We start from the raw sequence: 19,865 nt of genomic DNA, 5'->3' as shown, positions 1-19,865 counted from the left end.
CTATGATTTTTTCGCATTTTTAACAATATTATCTATCATATTTTTAAATACAAAATGATGAATAGGAATAAGGCAATACCAGTATATTCTACCAAATAGACCTTTTGGATAATAATATGCTGTTTGTATTAGTTTATTGTCTTTTATTTTAAATTCAAGCCATGCTTTTCCTGGTAGTTTCATTTGAGCAAATAAAAGTAATCTTTCATTCTCTTTTATATCAACTACTTTCCAAAAATCTAAGCTATCTCCAATTCTAAGATTTGATTGATCTCTTCTTCCTCTTTTTAATCCAACTCCACCAATCATTTTATCAAGAAAACCTCTAAGTTCCCAAAGAAAATCAAACTCAAACCAACCATTTTCTCCACCAATACTTATGAAACTTGCATAAACTTTTTCTTTTGAGATAGTGCTAATATCTATTTCTTTTCTATCATAAAATATTGCATCTGCTATTTCTTTTGAGTGGTCTTTGTTCCAGTCTTTTCCTAGATTATCACTCCATCTTGAGATTACTTGATTTTGTTGTATTACTAAAACTGCTTGTTTTACTGCTTCTATAAACTTAATGGGTTTTATATTTGGAAAATATTCTTTTGCATGATTATTTTGTATTAGAACTTCTGATTTTAAGCCTTCAATCAAAGCTTTTGCAACTGTAAAAGGCACAGGAGTAAAAAGATTTAACCAATATGAAGAGATATTTATAGTTAAAAAAGGAAGAGGAATAATAACTCTTTTTAAACCAAGAGCCTTTGCTGTTTGCAACATCATTTCTTTATAAGTTAGTTGTTCAGCTCCAATATCAACGATTAAGTTTTTTTGCTCTTTTATATATAGTGATTGTTCAAGATATGAAATAACATCATCAACACCAATTGGTTGTGCTTTTGTTTCTACCCATTTTGGCGTCGTCATTATTGGTAATTTTTCTGTTAAGTTCCTAATAATTTCAAAGCTTGTACTTCCTGAACCTATTATAACTCCAGCTCTTAAAAAAATAGTTTGGACTTCTTTGCAAGATGAAAGAACTTCCCCTGTTTCTATTCTACTTAATAAATGCTCACTTGTGTTTTCATTTTTAACACCAAGTCCACCTAAATAAATAACTCTTTTAACACCGCATTCTTTTGCAATATTTATAAAGTTTTGTGCTGAAAGTTTATCTAGGTCTTTATAGTTTTTATTATTTAAAGAGTGAATCAAATAGTAAGCAATATCTACATCTTGCAAAGCAAGTTTTAACTTCTTTTTATCAAAAGTATCACCTTCTACAACTTCAATGTTTTTATCAATATTTGAAGATAAAGTTTTTTTATCTCTAACAAATAATCTAAGATTTATATCTTTTTGTTCTAAAAGCTTTTGTTTTAGTCTTCTTCCGATATAACCATTTGAACCTGTTAGTAATACTTTCATAATAAATCCCTTTTTTTATGTATATATTAGTTTAGCACTAATAGAAATCATTTTGTAGGGATTTTATGTCTATTTATAAAATCACAATACCTTGAATTTTACGTAAAATACTATTTTCTTTATCAAAGTCTTTTAAGTCTTTTCCTGGTTCTAGTGTTGTCATTGATGCTTTTCCTACAATATGACGGTATTTTTCTCCCCATATATTTTTAAGTCTTACACTCCACATATTATGTATAACAATAGGTTCATTTTCTTTAATTCCAATATATAACATAATATGACCTCTTAAATATACAAGAGTTGAGTAGGGAACACCATTTTTCTTTATATACTCTTTTTTCTTTTCATTTGAGAATTTTGAAAGGTCGTGATATGTACCATTTTTACTTTGAGCTCTTGAATTTCTTGATAAGAACTTCCCAAATGGAGCGAAATAATCTTGAGTGAAACTAGAACAATCTCTATTATTTAATAATCCACCCCAACCATAAGGCTCATCAAGAAGTGCTTTTGCTATTTTTATTCTATTTTCTGTGTTAAATTTTATAGGTAAAGATTGAACATATGAAGGATTGATTTTTATATATGTGATTATTGCATTATTATTAAAATCTTTTTTTGCGATAATATAATAGTCTTGGAACTTTGGAAAGATCGTAGCTACTTTTACGTATTCTCTAAAAATATTATCATAAATTGGAAATTTTTCGGCTACTGCTACACTATAATCATTTGTTTTAAATTCATTTATAAACTCTTCATCTACAAAGGCAATATCATTTATATGAATCCATCCTCCAACAGTTCCTGATTGCATATAAGCCCATGCTTTATCTTTTGAATAATGCGATATAAAAATAGGTGTATTTATTTTTATTGATGAGTTTTGATTGTAATCAAATGGAAAACCTTCACCTGGCTTAGTTGGATTGTAAAACATTGGTGAATCAGTTGGTAAAACTCTAATATTTGTGTTTTTTATAGTAATTGCTTTTTTTAATTCACTATTGTATTTATCAAAATTTGAGTTTTCTATTTGTTTATCAAACCATTCTTTACTAGCTTTTCTATGATTTTCTAAATAAATTGTTTTATTTTTATATGAAAATCCCCATGTTGCTTCTCTTAATGAGTATGATACTTTGTTTTGATTCCATGGTGTGAAATATTTTTTTAATAGTTTATTTGTCTCTTTATCTTGATTCATAAAATTATTATTTGCAGTATTACTTGTTTTTTCTAAATCACTTTTATTTACTTGTATTAATGTGTTTTTATGCGAACAAGCAGTGAATAAAAGGAGTGTTGATAGTAAAAGAATATTTGAAATTATTTTGATTTTTTTCATTAATAGTAACCTCTAAATTAAATTTAATGATTGTATCATTTTATTATTATTCTATTTATTAAAAAAATATTTTTTTCTTTAATTTAAAGATATTATTGAACTTTGATGAATATTTTTATATAGTCAGAGCTAAGTAATTACTTGATATAGTTTCACTAAACTATTTTAGAAAGTAAATATATGCAAAAATTTTCAGTCTCAAAAGAGTTATTTGAAGATATTTTATTAAAAAAGGCACTTAGTTTCAATAAGCCAAATAGTAAATATTGGAAAAAAATACTTCTTGAACCAAAAATTGTTGATAATAATATTGAATATTCAATAAGACAATTTGATACCTTAACAATTACAAATGGATTATCAAAAGAAGATCCTTCTTTAGTTATTGAATGTAAGAGAATAGATTATTCTAGTCATAAAGATTGCTTTGAATTCTTTTTAGGCAAAGTAATCGAACAAAAAAATACAAACTTAGAAGAAAACTATAAAGATAATTTAATTGAAGAGTTATTAAAAGAGAAAGAACTTTTAAAAGATGAAATGAATAGAGATCATTTAACAAAAGTATTTAATAGAAGAAAGATGGAAGACGATCTAGAAGTTTTTTCTAGACAAAGTAACTCCTCTTTTTTATGTGTTATTTTTATTGATGTAAGTAGATTTAGAAGAATAAATGATGAATTTGCTTATGAAGTGGGAGATAAAGGTTTAATATATTTATCTCAGAAATTAAAAGAACATGCAAAAATTTTAAATGGTGAAGTTTATAGATATACAGAAGAAAAATTTTTGATTTTATGTTTTATTACAAAAAATCATATTCTAGAAAAACTTAATGAATTAATTGAAGATATTAAATCAAAAAAAATCTATCATCCTTTAAGAAATATTCCTATTCCTGTTAGCATAGGAGTTTCATTTTTAAATGAATGTAAAAATGTTAATGAAATGATAAAAAAAGCAAATTCAGCTGTGTATACAGCAAAAAATAAGGGCATAAATAAAATAGAATTTGAATAAAATAATAACTAGTTTTAACTAGCTATTATTTTAGAAATAATTCTTTTTTTAATTCGTCTATATTTACCTTGTTTTTATTCCAAGGAATAAGTGGTAAAGATTTTTTATAGATTATTTTTAATGGGATCATATATGAAGCTAAATGTTTTTTTAATTCAAATATAATTTCTTTTGAACTTAACTCATTTTTTGAAGTATATACTAAAACTATTTCTTCTTCAATATCTTCATTTTCAATTGAAAATACTGCACATTGTTCAATTTCTTTAATCTTTCGAGCTACTACTGATTCTATTTCATAAGGACTTACTCTAAAACCTCTTGTTTTAATCATATTATCACCACGTGATACAAAATAAAGATATCCTTCTTCATCTTTATATACATAATCTCCTGTTGCAACTACAATTTCATCAATTAAATCACCTTCAAGATTAATAATTTTTTTTAGAATTTGTGCAGATTTAAATCTTTCTTTTGTTTCTTTTTTACCCTTCCAATATCCCTGATAAATATATCCACCTCTATGAATTAATTCACCCACAACTCTTGGAGGGCATTCATTACCTTCTTCATCGATTACATATAGTTCAACATCAGGAATAGCTTTTCCTATTGAATCTGGTCTAATTTTTAGTTGACTTGGGTCTAAGTATGTTGATCTAAAAGCTTCTGTTAGTCCATGCATTGAGTAGAATTTTGCATTAGTGAAGTATTTCTCAATATCTCTAATCATTTTATTTGTAACATTTCCACCTGAAGAAGTAATAATTCTAACATTATTTAAAAGCTCACTACTAGGGAGTTTAATTTCTTCCTCATCAAACATATCAGAAATTGTAACAGGCATAAGTGGTAGAACTGTTATTTTATCATTGATAATATGATTAAAAAAGTCATTAGGTAATACAAAAGTATGTAATGCTAATGTTGCTCTTTTATATAATGAGCAAAAGATTTGATTTAATCCATAATCTAGATTAAAAACTAATAATCCAGAAATTATATCAGTTTCTTTTAAATGTAAATATTGAGATACAACACGTGCTGAATCTATAAAATTTCTATGTGATATTACAATACCTTTTGGACTTCCACTCATTCCAAATGAATAAGTAATCGCAGCATTTTGATGACCTGAAATATTACACTTATAAGGTTTATTATAGTATTTATAAATTTCTTTAAAAGATGCTAAATCTTTATGTGTAGTTTCATATGAAATAATTGAACCTGTAAATTTAATCTCTTCAATTGATTTAATCTTAACTTTATCTGTAATAATACACTCAATATTACAATCATTGATTATATACTCAACTTGTTCGGGTTTTAAAAGTTTTGTTAAAGGAACTAGAATATAATCAGTTGAAAGAATTGCAAGCATAGCAATTACTTGATCACATCCTTTATTCGAGTAAACGCCAATTCTACTTTTACTTGGCATGTTTAATTCATCTAAATAATAAGCAATTTGATTAACTTTGACAAATAGTTCACTATAAGTTAATTTTTCTTGCCCAAATATTATTGCTGTTTTATTTGGATGAGTTACATTAGCTTCTTCAATTAATGTTCTTATACAATTTATTGACATATTATTTCCTTTATTTTTGAGTAATTCCAAGAGTCCAAATATCATAATTTGAATCTAGGACAATTGAAGGATGAACTTCACTATTTAATATTTTTTTATAGAAAAATGCAATAATATCTTCAACTTCATCAAAAGTTAAAACTTTTGTAATACCACCTGTTAAAACTACAGACTTTAATAGCTCTAATTTCAACTTAATATATAAAGGATGAACTTCAGATACTTTATATAACACTAAAAAAATAGCTAGTTGCATTAATATTCTAAGACTTTTTTCATTATTTTCATTAAAAATATTTTCTGTAACTTTTAAATGTTCTAGTAATTCATATACAAATTCATTATTTTTTGCTGCAAAGATAAGTGATTCTCGTGATTTAAAAACCCCAAGTTTTTTAAATACTAATCTATCATACTCATTGGAAGTTACAATATTGTCAGAAGATAAATCTTTTGAATAATGAATATCTGTAGTAGCTCCTCCAATATCTATTAATATAAAAGGATTAACAGCCGCAAATTTAGAATCAATCATAGGTAGTGTTTTATTTACAATATACGGAGTCGAATAAATTTGGTTTGATGTTAAGTCATAAAGATGTTTAATATCTTCTTTTCCTACAATATCAGCTTGATAAAGGTTAGTTAAGTATTCTTTTAAAGGTTCTTCAACTACATGAAGCTTATTGTCAATTATATTATCAATTACTACTAAGTTCTCAAGTTCATTACTTAAATATTGTGCATCTTTTATAGATCCTGCAAATACTATATTTGAATAATTTATATTTTTTAAATATTCAAATAAATCTTTTTTGAAAATATCTTTTACACTATTTATTCCACCTACAATTATAACAACATCAATTAAATCACTTGGAACTGATGCTTTTTCTATATCTTGGTATAAAACAGTATCAATAATATTAATACCTGAATTATAAGCTATATTTTTAGCAAATTTTAGTGAAAAAGAGTTGGTAACTCCAATAATAAGTGTAGATAACCCACCATTTGCAGATGAGCAAATAAATACTTCATCTTTTTTGAAACCTTCTATTTTATTAGAACATTTTGATATTAGATCATCATAAATATCTTTATTGAAATCTCTAAAATATTGTTCTACGTTATTATTACTTGCTACTTTAAAGTATGTACTTCCTATATCTATTAAAAGTTTATTTTCTACCATTGCATAATTCCTATATCATGGATAATATCATTTACTATTGATGATGCATCTTTATTTAAATCACATTGTTTTTTTTCATATTCAAAACATCGATCACTAATTGGTAACTTACCTTTTTTGATAATTCTGATGTTCTTATTTTTATCTCTTACTGTTACTACTTCATTATGATTAATAATATGTGGAGAGAAAGGAACATCAATTGTTCCATTTTTTATAGAGTTAAATACTTTTCTCCATAATGTATCAGCAGGGTCATTGAAAACTGCTTCCATTATAGATTGTACTTCTTGTGTTAAAATTTCTTCTTCTTCTTTGTCTACTATATTTGGTAAACCATTTAGCATTCTAAGCGTGTATTGAGTATTTGCAACTGTTTTTGCATTTGATTCTTTTGTAGGAATTCCTGAAGCTTCATCTCTAGTTTTTGTAATAATCTTATCAGCACCAACCATAGCAGCAATTACAGTTGAAGTATTAATTAAACACTCTGCAAAGTTTTTATCTGTAGGGAATGCTCCCATCCATTGATGATAAACTAAATGAACTGATGCATCACCACAGCCAATTTCTTCAGCATAATGCTTAGCCATTTTTCGTATAACTGCACCTGTTACAATATCTTGATTCATAGAACCACTTTGAGAAAAAGATACAGAGAATGATTTAACCCCTTCTTCAAGTGAAAGTAGCATTTCAAGTAATTGAATTACAATTGTTATACAAGGAGGAACAAGTGTTGCTGTTAATGGACCAAATGATTCTCTATTAATTGGTTCATTTAATTTTGAATAATTAGCACAAACACGCTCAACATATTTCCAATATAAAAAAGCCTTATCTAGAGGAAAGTTTTTAGAGTAGGGTAAAAGGTAAGTAATTGGACCACCTTCAATTTCAAATATTCCAGAAGCAATAGCAGTTTCTATTAAAAGTCTAGCATCAGGAGTTCCATGTCTAAGTGATACAGGCTTATTAAAATGAGTAATCATTTTTCTAGTAGTTTTATAACCGTGATTTACAAGAGGATAACCATTTAACATATCAACTTCATTTTCTTCTGAAAGTTTTAGCATTTTAGCAGATGTTGCATAGTCATTTAATCTTGTATTTGAATCTATTGTAAGTGGAAGTACATCAACATTTGCATTTACAAAAAATTCATATAAATCATACTGCTTTTGATATGTAGGAAAACCGCCACGAGGTTGTACTAGCATTTTATTAGTATTTTTAAAGTTATGTGAAATAAATAAATCTTTTGAAGCATTTCTTACAAAATCTTCAATTTCTGCAAAATCAAAGTTATCTGCATATTTATTTTGGATAATAATATCTCGTTCTTCTTGAAGTAAACTCATTATCTTTTCTCCTTCAAGTATTTTTCTAGATTATCAAGTCCTGTATTTAAATCAACTTGGTGAAATACTAAGTCAAAACCATAATTTTTGAATTTAGGAACGATTTCTGCTTCATTTCCTTCACCAACACTTAGGTTTCCACCTAACATAAATACAACACCATCAAGGTTTTTATATTTTGATTTTAAGATTTTAAGTTCTCTACACCAACCCTCAGCTTCACCATTTAGTGAAGAGATTAATAAAACATCTGCATTTGTTTCGATTACTGCATCTATGAACTCTTCTAAATAAGTATTAACACCTAAGTTAAATACTTCAAATCCACGTGCTTGTAATGATATATCTATAAGTCTATTTGCAACTACATGTATATCGTTACCTACAACTCCTGTAACTACTTTCATATATTCATACCCTAATTATTTTTTTATTAGCTTATTTTAGGTAATTATAGTAACTGAATTGTGGTTAGAATTTTATTAGAAGAAGTAAAAAGTATATTTTTAAAAGCAAATGAAATAAAAGTGAGATTATAGTTGTTTATAAATTATATATTAGTTATTAAGTAGAGAAATCACCTCTACTTAAATTTAATTAATTCTAAACTTCTTTTCATTTACATTATCTAATATTTTTTTTGCAATACTTGAAGTATTTATTGCAATTTGTTGAGTTTGTGTTGCAACAGAAGCATTTTTTTGTGTTTGTTGATCGAGTTTAGTTATTACATCATTAATTTGTTCAATACTCATTTTTTGCTCTTTTGAAGCATCTGAAATATATTGAATAACTTCTGTTGTTTTTATAAGATTTTCATTTAGTGTTGTATATCCTAAAATCATATCATCAGCAATTTTTTTGCCAGAATTTGTCTTATTCGTTGCATGCTCAACTAAATTCTTTATTTCTTTAGCTGCTTCAGAACTTCTTGATGCAAGATTTCGTACTTCAGCTGCAACTACTGCAAAACCTTTGCCAGCTTCACCAGCTGTTGCAGCTTCTACTGCTGCATTTAGTGAAAGAATATTTGTTTGGAATGCAATTTGGTCAATTACTGTGATTGCATCAGCAATAGCTTGAGTTTGTTCATTTATTTCATCCATTGAAATAACAGTTAGATTAGCTAGGTCTTGTCCTTTACTAATTGATGTAGATAAATCTTGTGAATGTTTAGCCATCTGAGATATTCTATTTGTATTATTCGTAATAGTACCTGTTATTTCTTCAACTGAAGCTGCTGTTTCTTCTAATGAAACTGCAGTAGCAGTAGAAGATTTATGTAAAATATCTACATTTTGAAGTAATACTTTTGAACTTTCTTCAAGTGATAAACCATTTGATTTATTTTCAGCTAACATCTTATTAATGATGTTAGACAAGTTATTTAAACCATTAGCTATCTTCCCACTAGGATTTTTAATATCTTCCACAAAGTTTAATTCTGAATATTGTTCAAGTGATACCAAGATTGAATTGATATCTTTATCAACATCTTTCCCAATTGTTTCAATCATTTCATTTAAGATATTCTTTAATTCATTTAATGATGTATTAGAAGTTTCTTTTTCAACATAACAATCAAGTTTCCCTTCTTTAATTCTATTAACAACTTTTTTTACATTATCAATTAGTTCTTTATCGTTATTAAAATTTTTACTAACTAATTCAATCTCTTTATTAATTACAGTTGACATCTTTCCAAATTCATCATTTGTTGTAATATTAAGTTTAGAAACTTCTTTTTGATCACCTTTTAAATAACTAAAGAATGAATAAAGACCATTTTCTAAAGTTTTCAAAGGAGCTAAAATTTTTAATAAAGAGAAAAATAATATTAAAAGAATTAACGCAAGTAAAATTATATATAAAATTACTTCTTTTATTAGTTCAGCATTAATATCTTCAAAAATAGTTTCTTTATCAAGCTGTATAACTAAAGACCAGTTAGTCATAGGAATTTTACTATAGGCTAAAAGTTTTGCTATATTATTTTCTTGTGCTTCACCAAAATCACTGTTCTTATCTGTTTTAATATGATTGTATAAATCACTTTTTTTATTTAAAAGTTTTTTATTTTTATGAATTAGAATTGTTCCTTTTTCATCAACTAAAAATGCAAAACCTGTATTTCCAATTTTTACATCTAAAATTGTATTAACAACTGTATCTAGAAAAATATCAGATCCTACTACTCCAATGAACTTTCCATTTTTTTCTAATGGTGTAAACACAGTTACAACAAGTTTCTTAGTTGAAACATCAATATATGGTTTTGATGCTCCAGATTTTCCAAGTAAAATGGCTTTTTTATACCAAGGTCTAATTCTTGAATCAAAGTTATCTTTTTGAATATTTAAATACGACCCATCAGAAAGTAGTAAATCTCCATTTTTTTCAAATCCAATATATGAATCAACAAATTTCCCTGCTTTTTTTGCAAGTAAAAGTTTCTGAACTATTTGTTTATTATTTATATTTAGATTTGTTGTAGGAATTTCTTCTGCAACAGCTTCAATGATATTAATCTTTGATTCTAAATAACTATTAATATATTTTGATGTTTCTTGTGATAAATTAAGTTCTTTTTGTTCAATTAAATTATGTTCTGAATCATAGGCATTTTTTGTATTGTAAAAACCTAAAATAAAAAAAGAAAGTGAAATACTGAGAAAAAGAAGTATCAGCAGTTTTGATTTTATACTATTTATATCCATTAAAATTATTTCCTTAAATAAGTTATAATAAAGTATATAACAATTAAGTGTAATTTTAGAGTTTTTCTTAAATATTTTCTAATTCTTTATAAAATAAAATACTTATGGTAACTGTGATTTTGCTTTTATCTTTTCTTCTAGGTTTATATCTGTTCTTATTATTGCATTATTAATAAATTCTAAATCATCAATATCTTTTACTAGTGTTTTAGCTTGTTTATACAATTTATTTGCTTCGTATAAATTTGCTCTTGCTTCATATATTAATCCAATATTATAAATAACCTCATAGCTTTTATGATTAAATTCATTATCTAATTTCTTTAACTCTTCAAAAGATAAATCAAGATCTCCTTTTTCCATTAATTCTGTTATTTTCTCAAATCTATCTTTTTGATTATCCGTAAAGATTAGATTTTCTTCATCTAATTCTTCAATAATAGTAATATCAAAATACACATAATGTGGTGAGAAATCATTTAAAAAATCATCTGCAATTAAACTTGCGAGTTTTCTATTTATTTCTCTTTTATCATTAAATATTGGATGATATGGACGATAATGATGTTCGTAACATTCATTTATATTTCTAGTTTTATTATAAGTTTTAGCGAATATGATTTCACTTGTAGCTGTTTTAAAAACTTTTATATTTGTTTGTACATTATATTGTCTATGTACACAAGGAATTGTTCGTAAATGATATTCTACACATCTTCTATGTTTATTTTTCTTATCGTATCTATAAGTTCTACATCTACTATAATCAATCTCACTTTTGTAAAAAGTATAATAATCAAGTGAAGAGTCTACAAATCCTTTGATTATTGCATCTGTATTATTTGATGTATTTAAAACTTTAAATACTTTTTTCCCATTTATTATTTTATTACTTAATTTACTTTCAATTTTTAAACTTTGATATAAATCATCATTAATAAAATCTGCTACTTTTACAGAATAGATTTTTTCATTTGGTATTTTTGATGGATGAAGTGTTTTAACAGTTAAGCTTTTTGGACTACAAGCTGTAAATATTAGTATAAACGGTATAAATAAAATAAATTTATAAATAGTTTGCATAGTCATTTCCTTTTTCTTAAAAGATATTATAACCTTATTGTATAATTTTAGTGAGTTAATAAGAATAGATTAATAGTAAAATGAGATAATTATAACTCATTTTAAATACAAAAACAAGGATTAATATGGAATTTTTTACAGCAGATTTATGTGATGAGTTTAGTGATAAAACAGAAGTTTTAGGACCTGATTTTAAGTCATATGGAGGAAATGTAAAATTTAGTGGTTCTGTAATTACAGTTAAATTAGATAAAAACAATAAAGATTTAGCAGCACTTTTAAGAGATAAAAAAGGTGAAGGAAAAATAGTAGTTGTAGATGTAGATAAACAATATTACGCAGTTGTTGGTGATAATTTAATGAAGTTTGCAAGTGATAATAAATATGCAGGAATTATTGTAAATGGCTATGTAAGAGATACAATCAATACAAAAAATTTTAATGTTGGATTAATGGCAATTGGTACTTGTCCTAAAAAATATATTCCTGTGCAAGATGGACAAATTAACATTCCTTTATCTATTGATGATGTAGAAATATGTGAAGGTGATTATATTTATGCTGATTGTGATGGAATTGTAATTACAAAAGAAAAGTTGATTTAGTTATGTATCTTTTTGGTTATGGTTCTTTAATAAATCTAGCAAGCGCACAAAAATCTTTTAAAAGAGATTTAAATCAAGAAGATTTAATTCCTGTTATAGTTAAAGGTTTTGAAAAAGTTTGGAATTCAATTGAACATATTCAATTTGATGGGGTTGATGTAAATGGTGTTTTCTTAAACTTAGAAAGAAATCCGAACTCTTCTACAAATGGGGTGATAATTAAGATTACAAATGAAGAATTAGAATTATTAAAGCTTAGAGAAAAAAACTATACTTGTATAATAATAAAAGCAGCAAATGCAAATATTCCTTTAGATGAGGATATTATTGCTTTTATGACTACAAATAAAGAGAAAATTGCAAAAAAAGGTGATGAAAACACTTTTATACCAGCAAAATATATTGATATTTTAACAAATGCTTTTCCTTCTTATTCTCAAGATTTTGTTTTTGAGTATTCAAAATGCTTAGAAAATTATCCTTTTGCTCTAAAACAAGGTATCTATACCTTTAGTGATCCTATTCAAAATAAGTTTGCAAAACAAGGAGTAGGAGAGAATGAGTCAAAATAGTTGTAATATTTATACTTCTAAACTTTGTGAAACAAGAAGAAAAACAAAAAACGATAAACTTATCTATAAAGAGAAAAATGAAATACATATTACTTTTTGTGAAGAAGATTCTCTAGAAAAGTTTGAAAACGATTTAAATAAACTTCGAGGGAATTCATTTATTTATTTTTTAAAGAAAAGATTTTCTTCTACTTTTATTTCTACTTTTTCTGTTTTGATTATTTTATTTGCATTAATTGCTGTTTCTATTTATGAAGATTTACTAAAAAAAATCATTTTTACCTTGCCTTTTCCTTGGAGTGGAAATGATAGTATTTCTTTATTATTTGTACTTGTTTTCTTTTTTGGGTTAATACTAATGCCATCACTTTTAGACGCAGAGGGTAGTGAGTTTAAAACTATTTTATCTTCTTGGTTTAATAAAGATATTAGAAAATTAAAAAGATTAGAACTGGGTTTTTCTTTGTATGATAAAAAAACTACTATAAACTTATACAACTTTGATTTGGAAAGTGAAAAACACTGGACTTATCGGCTTTTACTCAAAATATTGATTTCAAGATTTTATATTATAAATTTGTATATTAGAAATGATAAGATTCAAAGTATAACAAAAAAACTAGAAGCTTTAGGTGCTTTAAATATAGTAGTAATAAAATCAAAACAAGAAGCAAAAAATGAATCAAATTCTTGTGATATAGATTTTTTACTTTCAAATAAAGAACAAAAACTTTATTCACTAATGCAGCTTAGTTCTTTAAAAATATTAGAAAATTATGGAAATAAAAGAAGCGATAAAAAAGTTTTTATATCACTTGAACTTTTTGAGTATTGTGGAAGAAACTTTTTTGAGGAATCAAAAGATTCTAAAAATCAACTAATCTCTGGTTTTCAAAATTTTATAAATAGAAGTTTTGATGATTTTAATTTTATAGCACAAGAAAAATCTATGCAAACATATTTTACAAATAAGGTGAAGTTTAAAGATTTAGAAGATGAACAAAAAAGACTTTCTTATTATTTAAGAAATCATATTGAAGATTGTATTGTTTATTTTGCTAATCCTATTTCTTTATTGGTTTTATTTTATTATGTAAAAGATATTGTTTTAGATGAAAAAAGAATAATATTAATTTTGGAAAAGTTTATTGAAGCAATTGATAAAAAACAACAATACAAACTAATTGATGATTATTGGTTTGATATTGCAGGAGAGATGTTTGATTCTACTTCTTTAGATTCTTTTGATAAAGATAATAACTCTTTTTATAGAAAATTATCAATAAAATCTTTGGATAAGTTGATTTTCTTATTTGAGCGAAATGGTCATTTTCATCAAGCAGTACTTTTATGTCAATATTTGTATGAAATCAATCCTAATAAATACTCTATTACAATATGTTCTTTATATGAAAGAATGGGACAGTTTGACAAGGCATACGCTAGTTTACCTCTTAAATTAAATCTAGGAAAAAATAAAAAACCTAGTGATATAGAGATTAGATATTTTCAAAGAAAAGCATGGATTATTGTAAGTCAAAGAAAAGAGAATCTAAAAGAAGTTGGATTAGATTCATTGGAAAGTTTAAGAGAGTTGATATTCTCACATAATGAAAATAACGATCCTCTTTGCTTATGGCATTACTATAATATAAAAGCTAATTATTTTGAATGGGATAGTTCTTATGATTTATCAATACAAAACTATAAAAAATGTTTGTCAATTCCCACTTTAGGAGCTTTTGAATATGGAGCAACTTTTGTAAATATGGCCATTGCTTATAGATTAAAGTACTTAACATCAAATACACAAAACCTTGATATTATTGATAAATCTATTAGACTTGGTAAACTAGGTGTAATCCTAAAAGAGTCTGTAGGTGATAGAGATGAAATACCTGTAGTACTTCATAATCAAGCTTTAAATGTATTATCAAAAATGCTTAATTGTAATCAAAATGATATAGAATGTAAAGAGATTATTAATATTACAAATGAAGCAATTTTGATTTTAGATAAAACAAAATCTATAAAAAGATTAGGAATGCTTTTAATTGAAAATTATATTGCAAGATGTTTATTAAATGAAGATACAAGCATTATAGTTAATAGATTAAAAAATCATTTAGAGTTATTAGATGAAAATGAGTATAAACAGCTATTGAGTCTATACAAAGAGTTTTTAAAAGTTGATAAGATAAAAAGTCTAGATTTTTTAGATCAATTAATTTAGATATTATTCAAACACCATTATAATGTATTAATTTCTAACAAGGAAGAAAATGGATTACATAAAAAACAGTATAAATTTAAACACAGGTACAATAGAAGAAAAAAGAAAAGAAATAAAAGAATATTTTTTACAAACGTATGCATTAGATGAGAAATTATTTGATTTATTAAAAGATGAAAAATGCATATATAAACAACCAAATAGATTAAGACATCCTTTAATTTTTTATTTTGGTCATACAGCAACTTTTTTTGTTAATAAATTAAATCTTGCAAATATTTTACCAAATAGAGTAAATAAAGATTTTGAAGCAATTTTTGCAATAGGTGTAGATGAAATGTCTTGGGATGATTTAGAATCAAAACATTACGCATGGCCTAGTATAAAAGAGGCAAAAGAGTATAGAGAAGAAGTAAAACAAACAGTATGTGAATTAATCGATACAATAGAGTTTACAATGCCAATTAACTGGGAAAGTCCTATGTGGGTTATCTTAATGGGAATTGAGCATGAGAATATTCATATAGAAACATCATCAGTACTTTTACGAGAACTTGATAATAAAAGATTAATAGATGAAGAGATTTTTGAATACGTAAATGAACAAAGTGATACTTATCCACAAAACGAATTACTTGATGTAAAAGCAGGTGAGGTTGTAATACAAAAAAATAGAGAAAATCCTATTTTTTACGGTTGGGATAATGAATTTTCATTTCATAAATCATATATAAAAGATTTTAAAGCTTCTAAATATTTAGTATCAAATGGAGAGTTTTTAGAATTTGTAAAAGATGGTGGATATAATGAACCTGAATTATTCTCAAAAGAGGGAAAAGAATGGTTAGATTTTTCACAAGCAAAACATCCAGTTTTTTGGAGTAAAGAAAATGGAGAATATTTTTTACGAGAAATTAGTAGAATCATACCTTTACCATTAAACTACCCTGTTGATATAAATGTATATGAAGCAGAGGCTTTTTGTAAATATAAAAGTGCAAAATTAGGATATGAAGTAAGACTTCCTAGTGAGGATGAATATTATAGATTATATGATTATGTAAATGCAGGAGAAAAAGACGCAAATATTGGATTAAAACAATTTAATCAATCACCAGTTGATAAATACAAGTTTGGAATTGATGATAAAGAGTTTTATGATGTTGTAGGAAATGTATGGCAATGGAGTATTACTCCTATGTATCCATTTGATGATTTTAAAGTTCATCCTATTTATGATGACTTTACAACTCCAACATTTGATGACAGACACGCACTTATGAAAGGTGGATCTTTTATTTCTTTAGGAAATGAGATCTTAAGAGAAGCTAGATATGCTTTTAGAAAGCATTTCTTCCAACACGCAGGATTTAGATACGTGAAATCAGATAACGAATATAGAACAAAATTAAATGACAATGTTTATGAAACAGATGACTCAATAGCACAATATTGCGAATTCCACTATGGTGAAGAAAACTTTGGAGTTAAAAACTTCTGTGTTAACTCAGTTGAGTTATTAAAACCATATTTAAAAGATATTAAAACAAATAAAGCACTAGACTTAGGTTGTTCAGTAGGACGAAGTACTTTTGAATTAGCAAAAACTTTTGATGAGGTAACTGGAATTGATTTTTCAGCAAACTTTATAAATGTTGGAGTAAAACTTAAAGAGTATGATACTTTGACTTTTAGAATAAAAAATGAAGGTGATATTTCTACTGAAAAAATAGTGTCTTTAGAAGATTTTGGATTAGAAGAAACTCAAAAAAATGTATCTTTTATGCAAGGTGATGCTTGTAATTTAAAAGATATTTATACAGGTTATGATTTAATCTTCTGTTCAAATTTAATAGATAGATTATATTATCCTAAAAAGTTTTTAGAAGATGTTCCTTCAAGAATAAATGACAATGGATTATTAGTACTTTTAAGTCCATACACGTGGTTAGAAGAGTATACACCAAAAGAAAACTGGTTAGGTGGATATATCAAAGATAATAAAGAAGTTTCTACATTAGATACTTTAAAATCAGAATTAAAAGATTTTGAACTATTAGAAACTATAGATGTTCCTTTTGTAATAAAAGAAACAAATAGAAAATACCAACATTCAATCTCACAAATGTCAATTTGGAAGAAAAAAGCTTAAGGCTTTTTTCTTTATTTATCCATAATGAAGCAATTTTTAAAATATTTTTTTCTTTTTTTATTACTCAATAGTTATTTATTTTCTTCAGAAGATTTAAAAAAAATAAAACTACAACTTTCTTGGTTAAATCAATTTCAATTTGCTGGTTATTATATGGCAAAACAAAAAGGTTATTATAAAGAAGTTGGATTAGATGTCGAAATAATTCCATATAAAATGAATATGGATATTCCCTCAATGGTAAATAATAAAGAGGTTGATTTTGCTATTGGTAGAGAGAATTTAATATTAGAAATACTAAATAAACATCAGAATTTGGCTTTACTTTATGCCACATTTCAAACTAGTCCTTTAGTTTTCTTAACAAAAAAAAGTTCAAATATAAATACAATAGCAGACTTTTCAGGGAAAAGAATAATGTCTACAATTGAAGATTCAAGTGAAGTTTCTTTAAAAGCAATGATTACTTCAGAAAATGTAGATTTTAAAAGTTTAAAGATTATAAAACATACACATAATATTAATGATTTTATAAATAATAAAACTGATATTATATCTGCTTACACTTCGAAAGCACCGTTATATTTAGATAAAAAAAATATAAAATATGGAGTATTTAATCCAAAAGATTATGGTTTTGATATATATAGTGATTTTTTATATACAAATAATGAGTTAATCCAATCAGATATTCAAACAGTAGAAAAATTTAAAAAAGCTTCAATAAGAGGTTGGAATTATGCATACTCAAATATTGAAGAAAGTGCAGATTTAATTTTTGAAAAATATAATAATCAACATCTTACAAAAGAAGAACTTATTTTTGAAGGAAAAGAGTTAAAAAAGTTGTCTTTTTATAAAGAAATAGAATTTGGAAATATAGATAAAAATAAAATTCAAAGAATGTATGATTTATATAAGTTAATGGGGCTTATTAAAAATAATTTAGATATAAATAATATTATTTATAAAAATTCAAAGTCATTATTTTTAACTCCTAAAGAGAAAGAATATCTAGCAAATAAAAAAGTACTTAATATCTGTTCTCCTCCTAATAAGCTTCCTTATGGAAATGTAGAAAATGGAAATTATACAGGAATTACTGCTGAACTTATATCTCTTATAAATAAAAGATTAGATGTAGAAATGAAAATAATTTCTAATGAAAAGTGGATAGACTCTATTTTTAAAATAAAATCTAAAGAATGTGATATTATTCCAATGATTATTAAAACAAAAGATAGAAATAAGTTTATGCATTTTACTTCAGCTTATGCAGAACAATCACTTGTTCTTGCAACTAAGGATGAAGAGATTTTTATTGATAAATTAGAAAAAGTTACTAATAAAAGAATTGCAGTTTTAAAGAATACAGCATTTGCAGATATTTTGATAGAGGAATATCCCAAAATAAATTTATTTTATGTTAATTCACCATCAGAAGGTTTACAAAAAGTTAATAATTCTGAGGTCTTTGCTTATGCAGATACTTTAGTATCAATTGCATATTCTATTCGAAAGGGATCTTTTTATAATTTAAAAATTGCAGGGAAACTCAAAAAAGAAATATCATTTTCAATGGCAACAAGAATTGATGAAAAAATTCTAAATAGTATAATTGAAAAAACTTTAAATAATATATCTAAAAAGAAAAAAGATGATATTTTTAACAATTGGATATCAATACATTTTTCAAAAGAGGTTGATTATGGTATTATTTTTAATATAATATCTATTTTTATTTTACTTTTTATTAGTTTATTTATATTTATATATAAACAAAATAAATTGAAAAAAGAAATTGAAAAATTAAATAAAACATTAGAAGAAAGAGTAAAAAAAGAAGTTGAAAATAATAGAATTAAAGATATCACGCTATTTAAGCAATCAAAATTAGCAAGTATGGGTGAAATGATTAGAAATATCGCTCATCAATGGAGACAACCTTTAAATAGAGTAAATTTAAGTTTATCTATAATTCAAACTGTTTATGAAGAAGATGATAATAAAGAATTAATTACTAATAAAATTTTTTATGCCCAAAAGAATATCAAATATATGTCTGATACTATAGATGATTTTATGAATTTCTTTAAAGCAGACAAGAAAAAGAATACTTTTTCTATATATACTGCTATTTATGAAAGTTTAAAATTATTAGAAAGTAGAACAGTAGGAATTGATATAAATATTATTGTTCCAAAAGCAGTAGAAGTTTATAATTATAGAAATGAATATCTTCAAGTGCTACTTATTATTTTAAATAATGCACTTGATAACTTTAAAAATACAAATTTAGAAAATAAAAGTATTAAAATTGAGTATTTAGAAAGAAATAGCTATTTTGAACTTTTTATAAATGATAATGGTGGTGGTATAGCAAAAGAGAATTTAGAAAATATCTTTGAACCATATTTCACAACAAAATTTAAAAAAGAAGGCACAGGGTTAGGACTTTATATGGCAAAAACATTAGTAGAAGATAGTATGAATGGGCTTTTAAGTGTAGAATCAGAAGATAATAATACGACTTTTATAATTAGACTTGAGAAATAGG

14 protein-coding genes are annotated in these 19,865 nt (G+C 25.2%); 6 read left to right on the top strand and 8 right to left on the bottom strand.

Annotation, left to right across the window (positions count from 1 at the left end; all coding sequences use genetic code 11):
• A complete protein-coding gene (locus D9T19_RS01115) occupies positions 1-1,422 on the bottom strand; it encodes an SDR family oxidoreductase (RefSeq protein ID WP_121626354.1) in 1,422 nt (473 codons plus the stop codon).
• Between the two features lie 73 nt (positions 1,423-1,495).
• On the bottom strand, positions 1,496-2,773 hold the full coding sequence (locus D9T19_RS01110; RefSeq protein ID WP_121626353.1) for a C40 family peptidase: 1,278 nt from the start codon (positions 2,771-2,773) through the stop codon (positions 1,496-1,498).
• 180 nt (positions 2,774-2,953) lie between these two features.
• Between D9T19_RS01110 and D9T19_RS01105 the strand changes: the two genes are divergently transcribed.
• The gene (locus tag D9T19_RS01105) at positions 2,954-3,793 is read left to right on the top strand and encodes a GGDEF domain-containing protein (RefSeq protein ID WP_121626352.1); all 840 of its coding nucleotides are present in this window, start codon (positions 2,954-2,956) and stop codon (positions 3,791-3,793) included.
• A gap of 25 nt (positions 3,794-3,818) precedes the next feature.
• On the opposite strand, the gene D9T19_RS01100 is transcribed toward D9T19_RS01105, so the two are convergent.
• The 6 genes from D9T19_RS01100 to D9T19_RS01075 form a co-directional block, all read right to left on the bottom strand.
• Complete coding sequence (locus tag D9T19_RS01100; protein WP_121626351.1) at positions 3,819-5,390, bottom strand: AMP-binding protein; 1,572 nt, start codon at positions 5,388-5,390, stop codon at positions 3,819-3,821.
• A gap of 10 nt (positions 5,391-5,400) precedes the next feature.
• A complete protein-coding gene (locus D9T19_RS01095; protein ID WP_121626350.1) occupies positions 5,401-6,585 on the bottom strand; it encodes a glutamate mutase L in 1,185 nt (394 codons plus the stop codon).
• A complete protein-coding gene (locus D9T19_RS01090) occupies positions 6,579-7,946 on the bottom strand; it encodes a methylaspartate mutase (protein WP_121626349.1) in 1,368 nt (455 codons plus the stop codon). Before D9T19_RS01090 ends, D9T19_RS01095 begins: the two co-directional genes overlap by 7 nt.
• Positions 7,946-8,353 (bottom strand): methylaspartate mutase subunit S, encoded by a 408-nt coding sequence (glmS, locus tag D9T19_RS01085; RefSeq protein ID WP_121626348.1) that lies wholly within the window; start codon positions 8,351-8,353, stop codon positions 7,946-7,948. Before glmS ends, D9T19_RS01090 begins: the two co-directional genes overlap by 1 nt.
• Before the next feature lie 186 nt (positions 8,354-8,539).
• Positions 8,540-10,663, bottom strand: a complete 2,124-nt coding sequence (locus D9T19_RS01080) for a methyl-accepting chemotaxis protein (RefSeq protein ID WP_121626347.1) — start codon at positions 10,661-10,663, stop codon at positions 8,540-8,542.
• 102 nt (positions 10,664-10,765) lie between these two features.
• The gene (locus tag D9T19_RS01075) at positions 10,766-11,746 is read right to left on the bottom strand and encodes a hypothetical protein (protein WP_121626346.1); all 981 of its coding nucleotides are present in this window, start codon (positions 11,744-11,746) and stop codon (positions 10,766-10,768) included.
• 125 nt (positions 11,747-11,871) lie between these two features.
• On the opposite strand from D9T19_RS01075, the gene rraA reads away from it, so the two are divergent.
• Genes rraA through D9T19_RS01050 form a run of 5 tightly spaced genes read left to right on the top strand, consistent with a single transcriptional unit; the run spans position 11,872 to position 19,864 of the window.
• On the top strand, positions 11,872-12,351 hold the full coding sequence (rraA, locus tag D9T19_RS01070) for a ribonuclease E activity regulator RraA (RefSeq protein WP_121626345.1): 480 nt from the start codon (positions 11,872-11,874) through the stop codon (positions 12,349-12,351).
• Between the two features lie 2 nt (positions 12,352-12,353).
• Entirely contained in the window at positions 12,354-12,923 is a 570-nt protein-coding gene (locus tag D9T19_RS01065) for a gamma-glutamylcyclotransferase (RefSeq protein WP_121626344.1), read from the top strand.
• Positions 12,910-15,156 (top strand): hypothetical protein, encoded by a 2,247-nt coding sequence (locus tag D9T19_RS01060; RefSeq protein WP_121626343.1) that lies wholly within the window; start codon positions 12,910-12,912, stop codon positions 15,154-15,156. Before D9T19_RS01065 ends, D9T19_RS01060 begins: the two co-directional genes overlap by 14 nt.
• A gap of 49 nt (positions 15,157-15,205) precedes the next feature.
• The gene (gene ovoA / locus D9T19_RS01055) at positions 15,206-17,308 is read left to right on the top strand and encodes a 5-histidylcysteine sulfoxide synthase (RefSeq protein ID WP_121626342.1); all 2,103 of its coding nucleotides are present in this window, start codon (positions 15,206-15,208) and stop codon (positions 17,306-17,308) included.
• A 24-nt stretch (positions 17,309-17,332) separates the two neighbouring features.
• On the top strand, positions 17,333-19,864 hold the full coding sequence (locus D9T19_RS01050) for an ABC transporter substrate-binding protein (RefSeq protein ID WP_121626341.1): 2,532 nt from the start codon (positions 17,333-17,335) through the stop codon (positions 19,862-19,864).
• Position 19,865: the final 1 nt, after the last annotated feature.

Origin of the sequence: Poseidonibacter antarcticus (genome assembly GCF_003667345.1) — a bacterium.
Lineage (GTDB): Bacteria > Campylobacterota > Campylobacteria > Campylobacterales > Arcobacteraceae > Poseidonibacter > Poseidonibacter antarcticus.
Note: the sequence above shows the minus strand (reverse complement) of the source record. Positions and strands in the feature narration are given on the sequence as shown.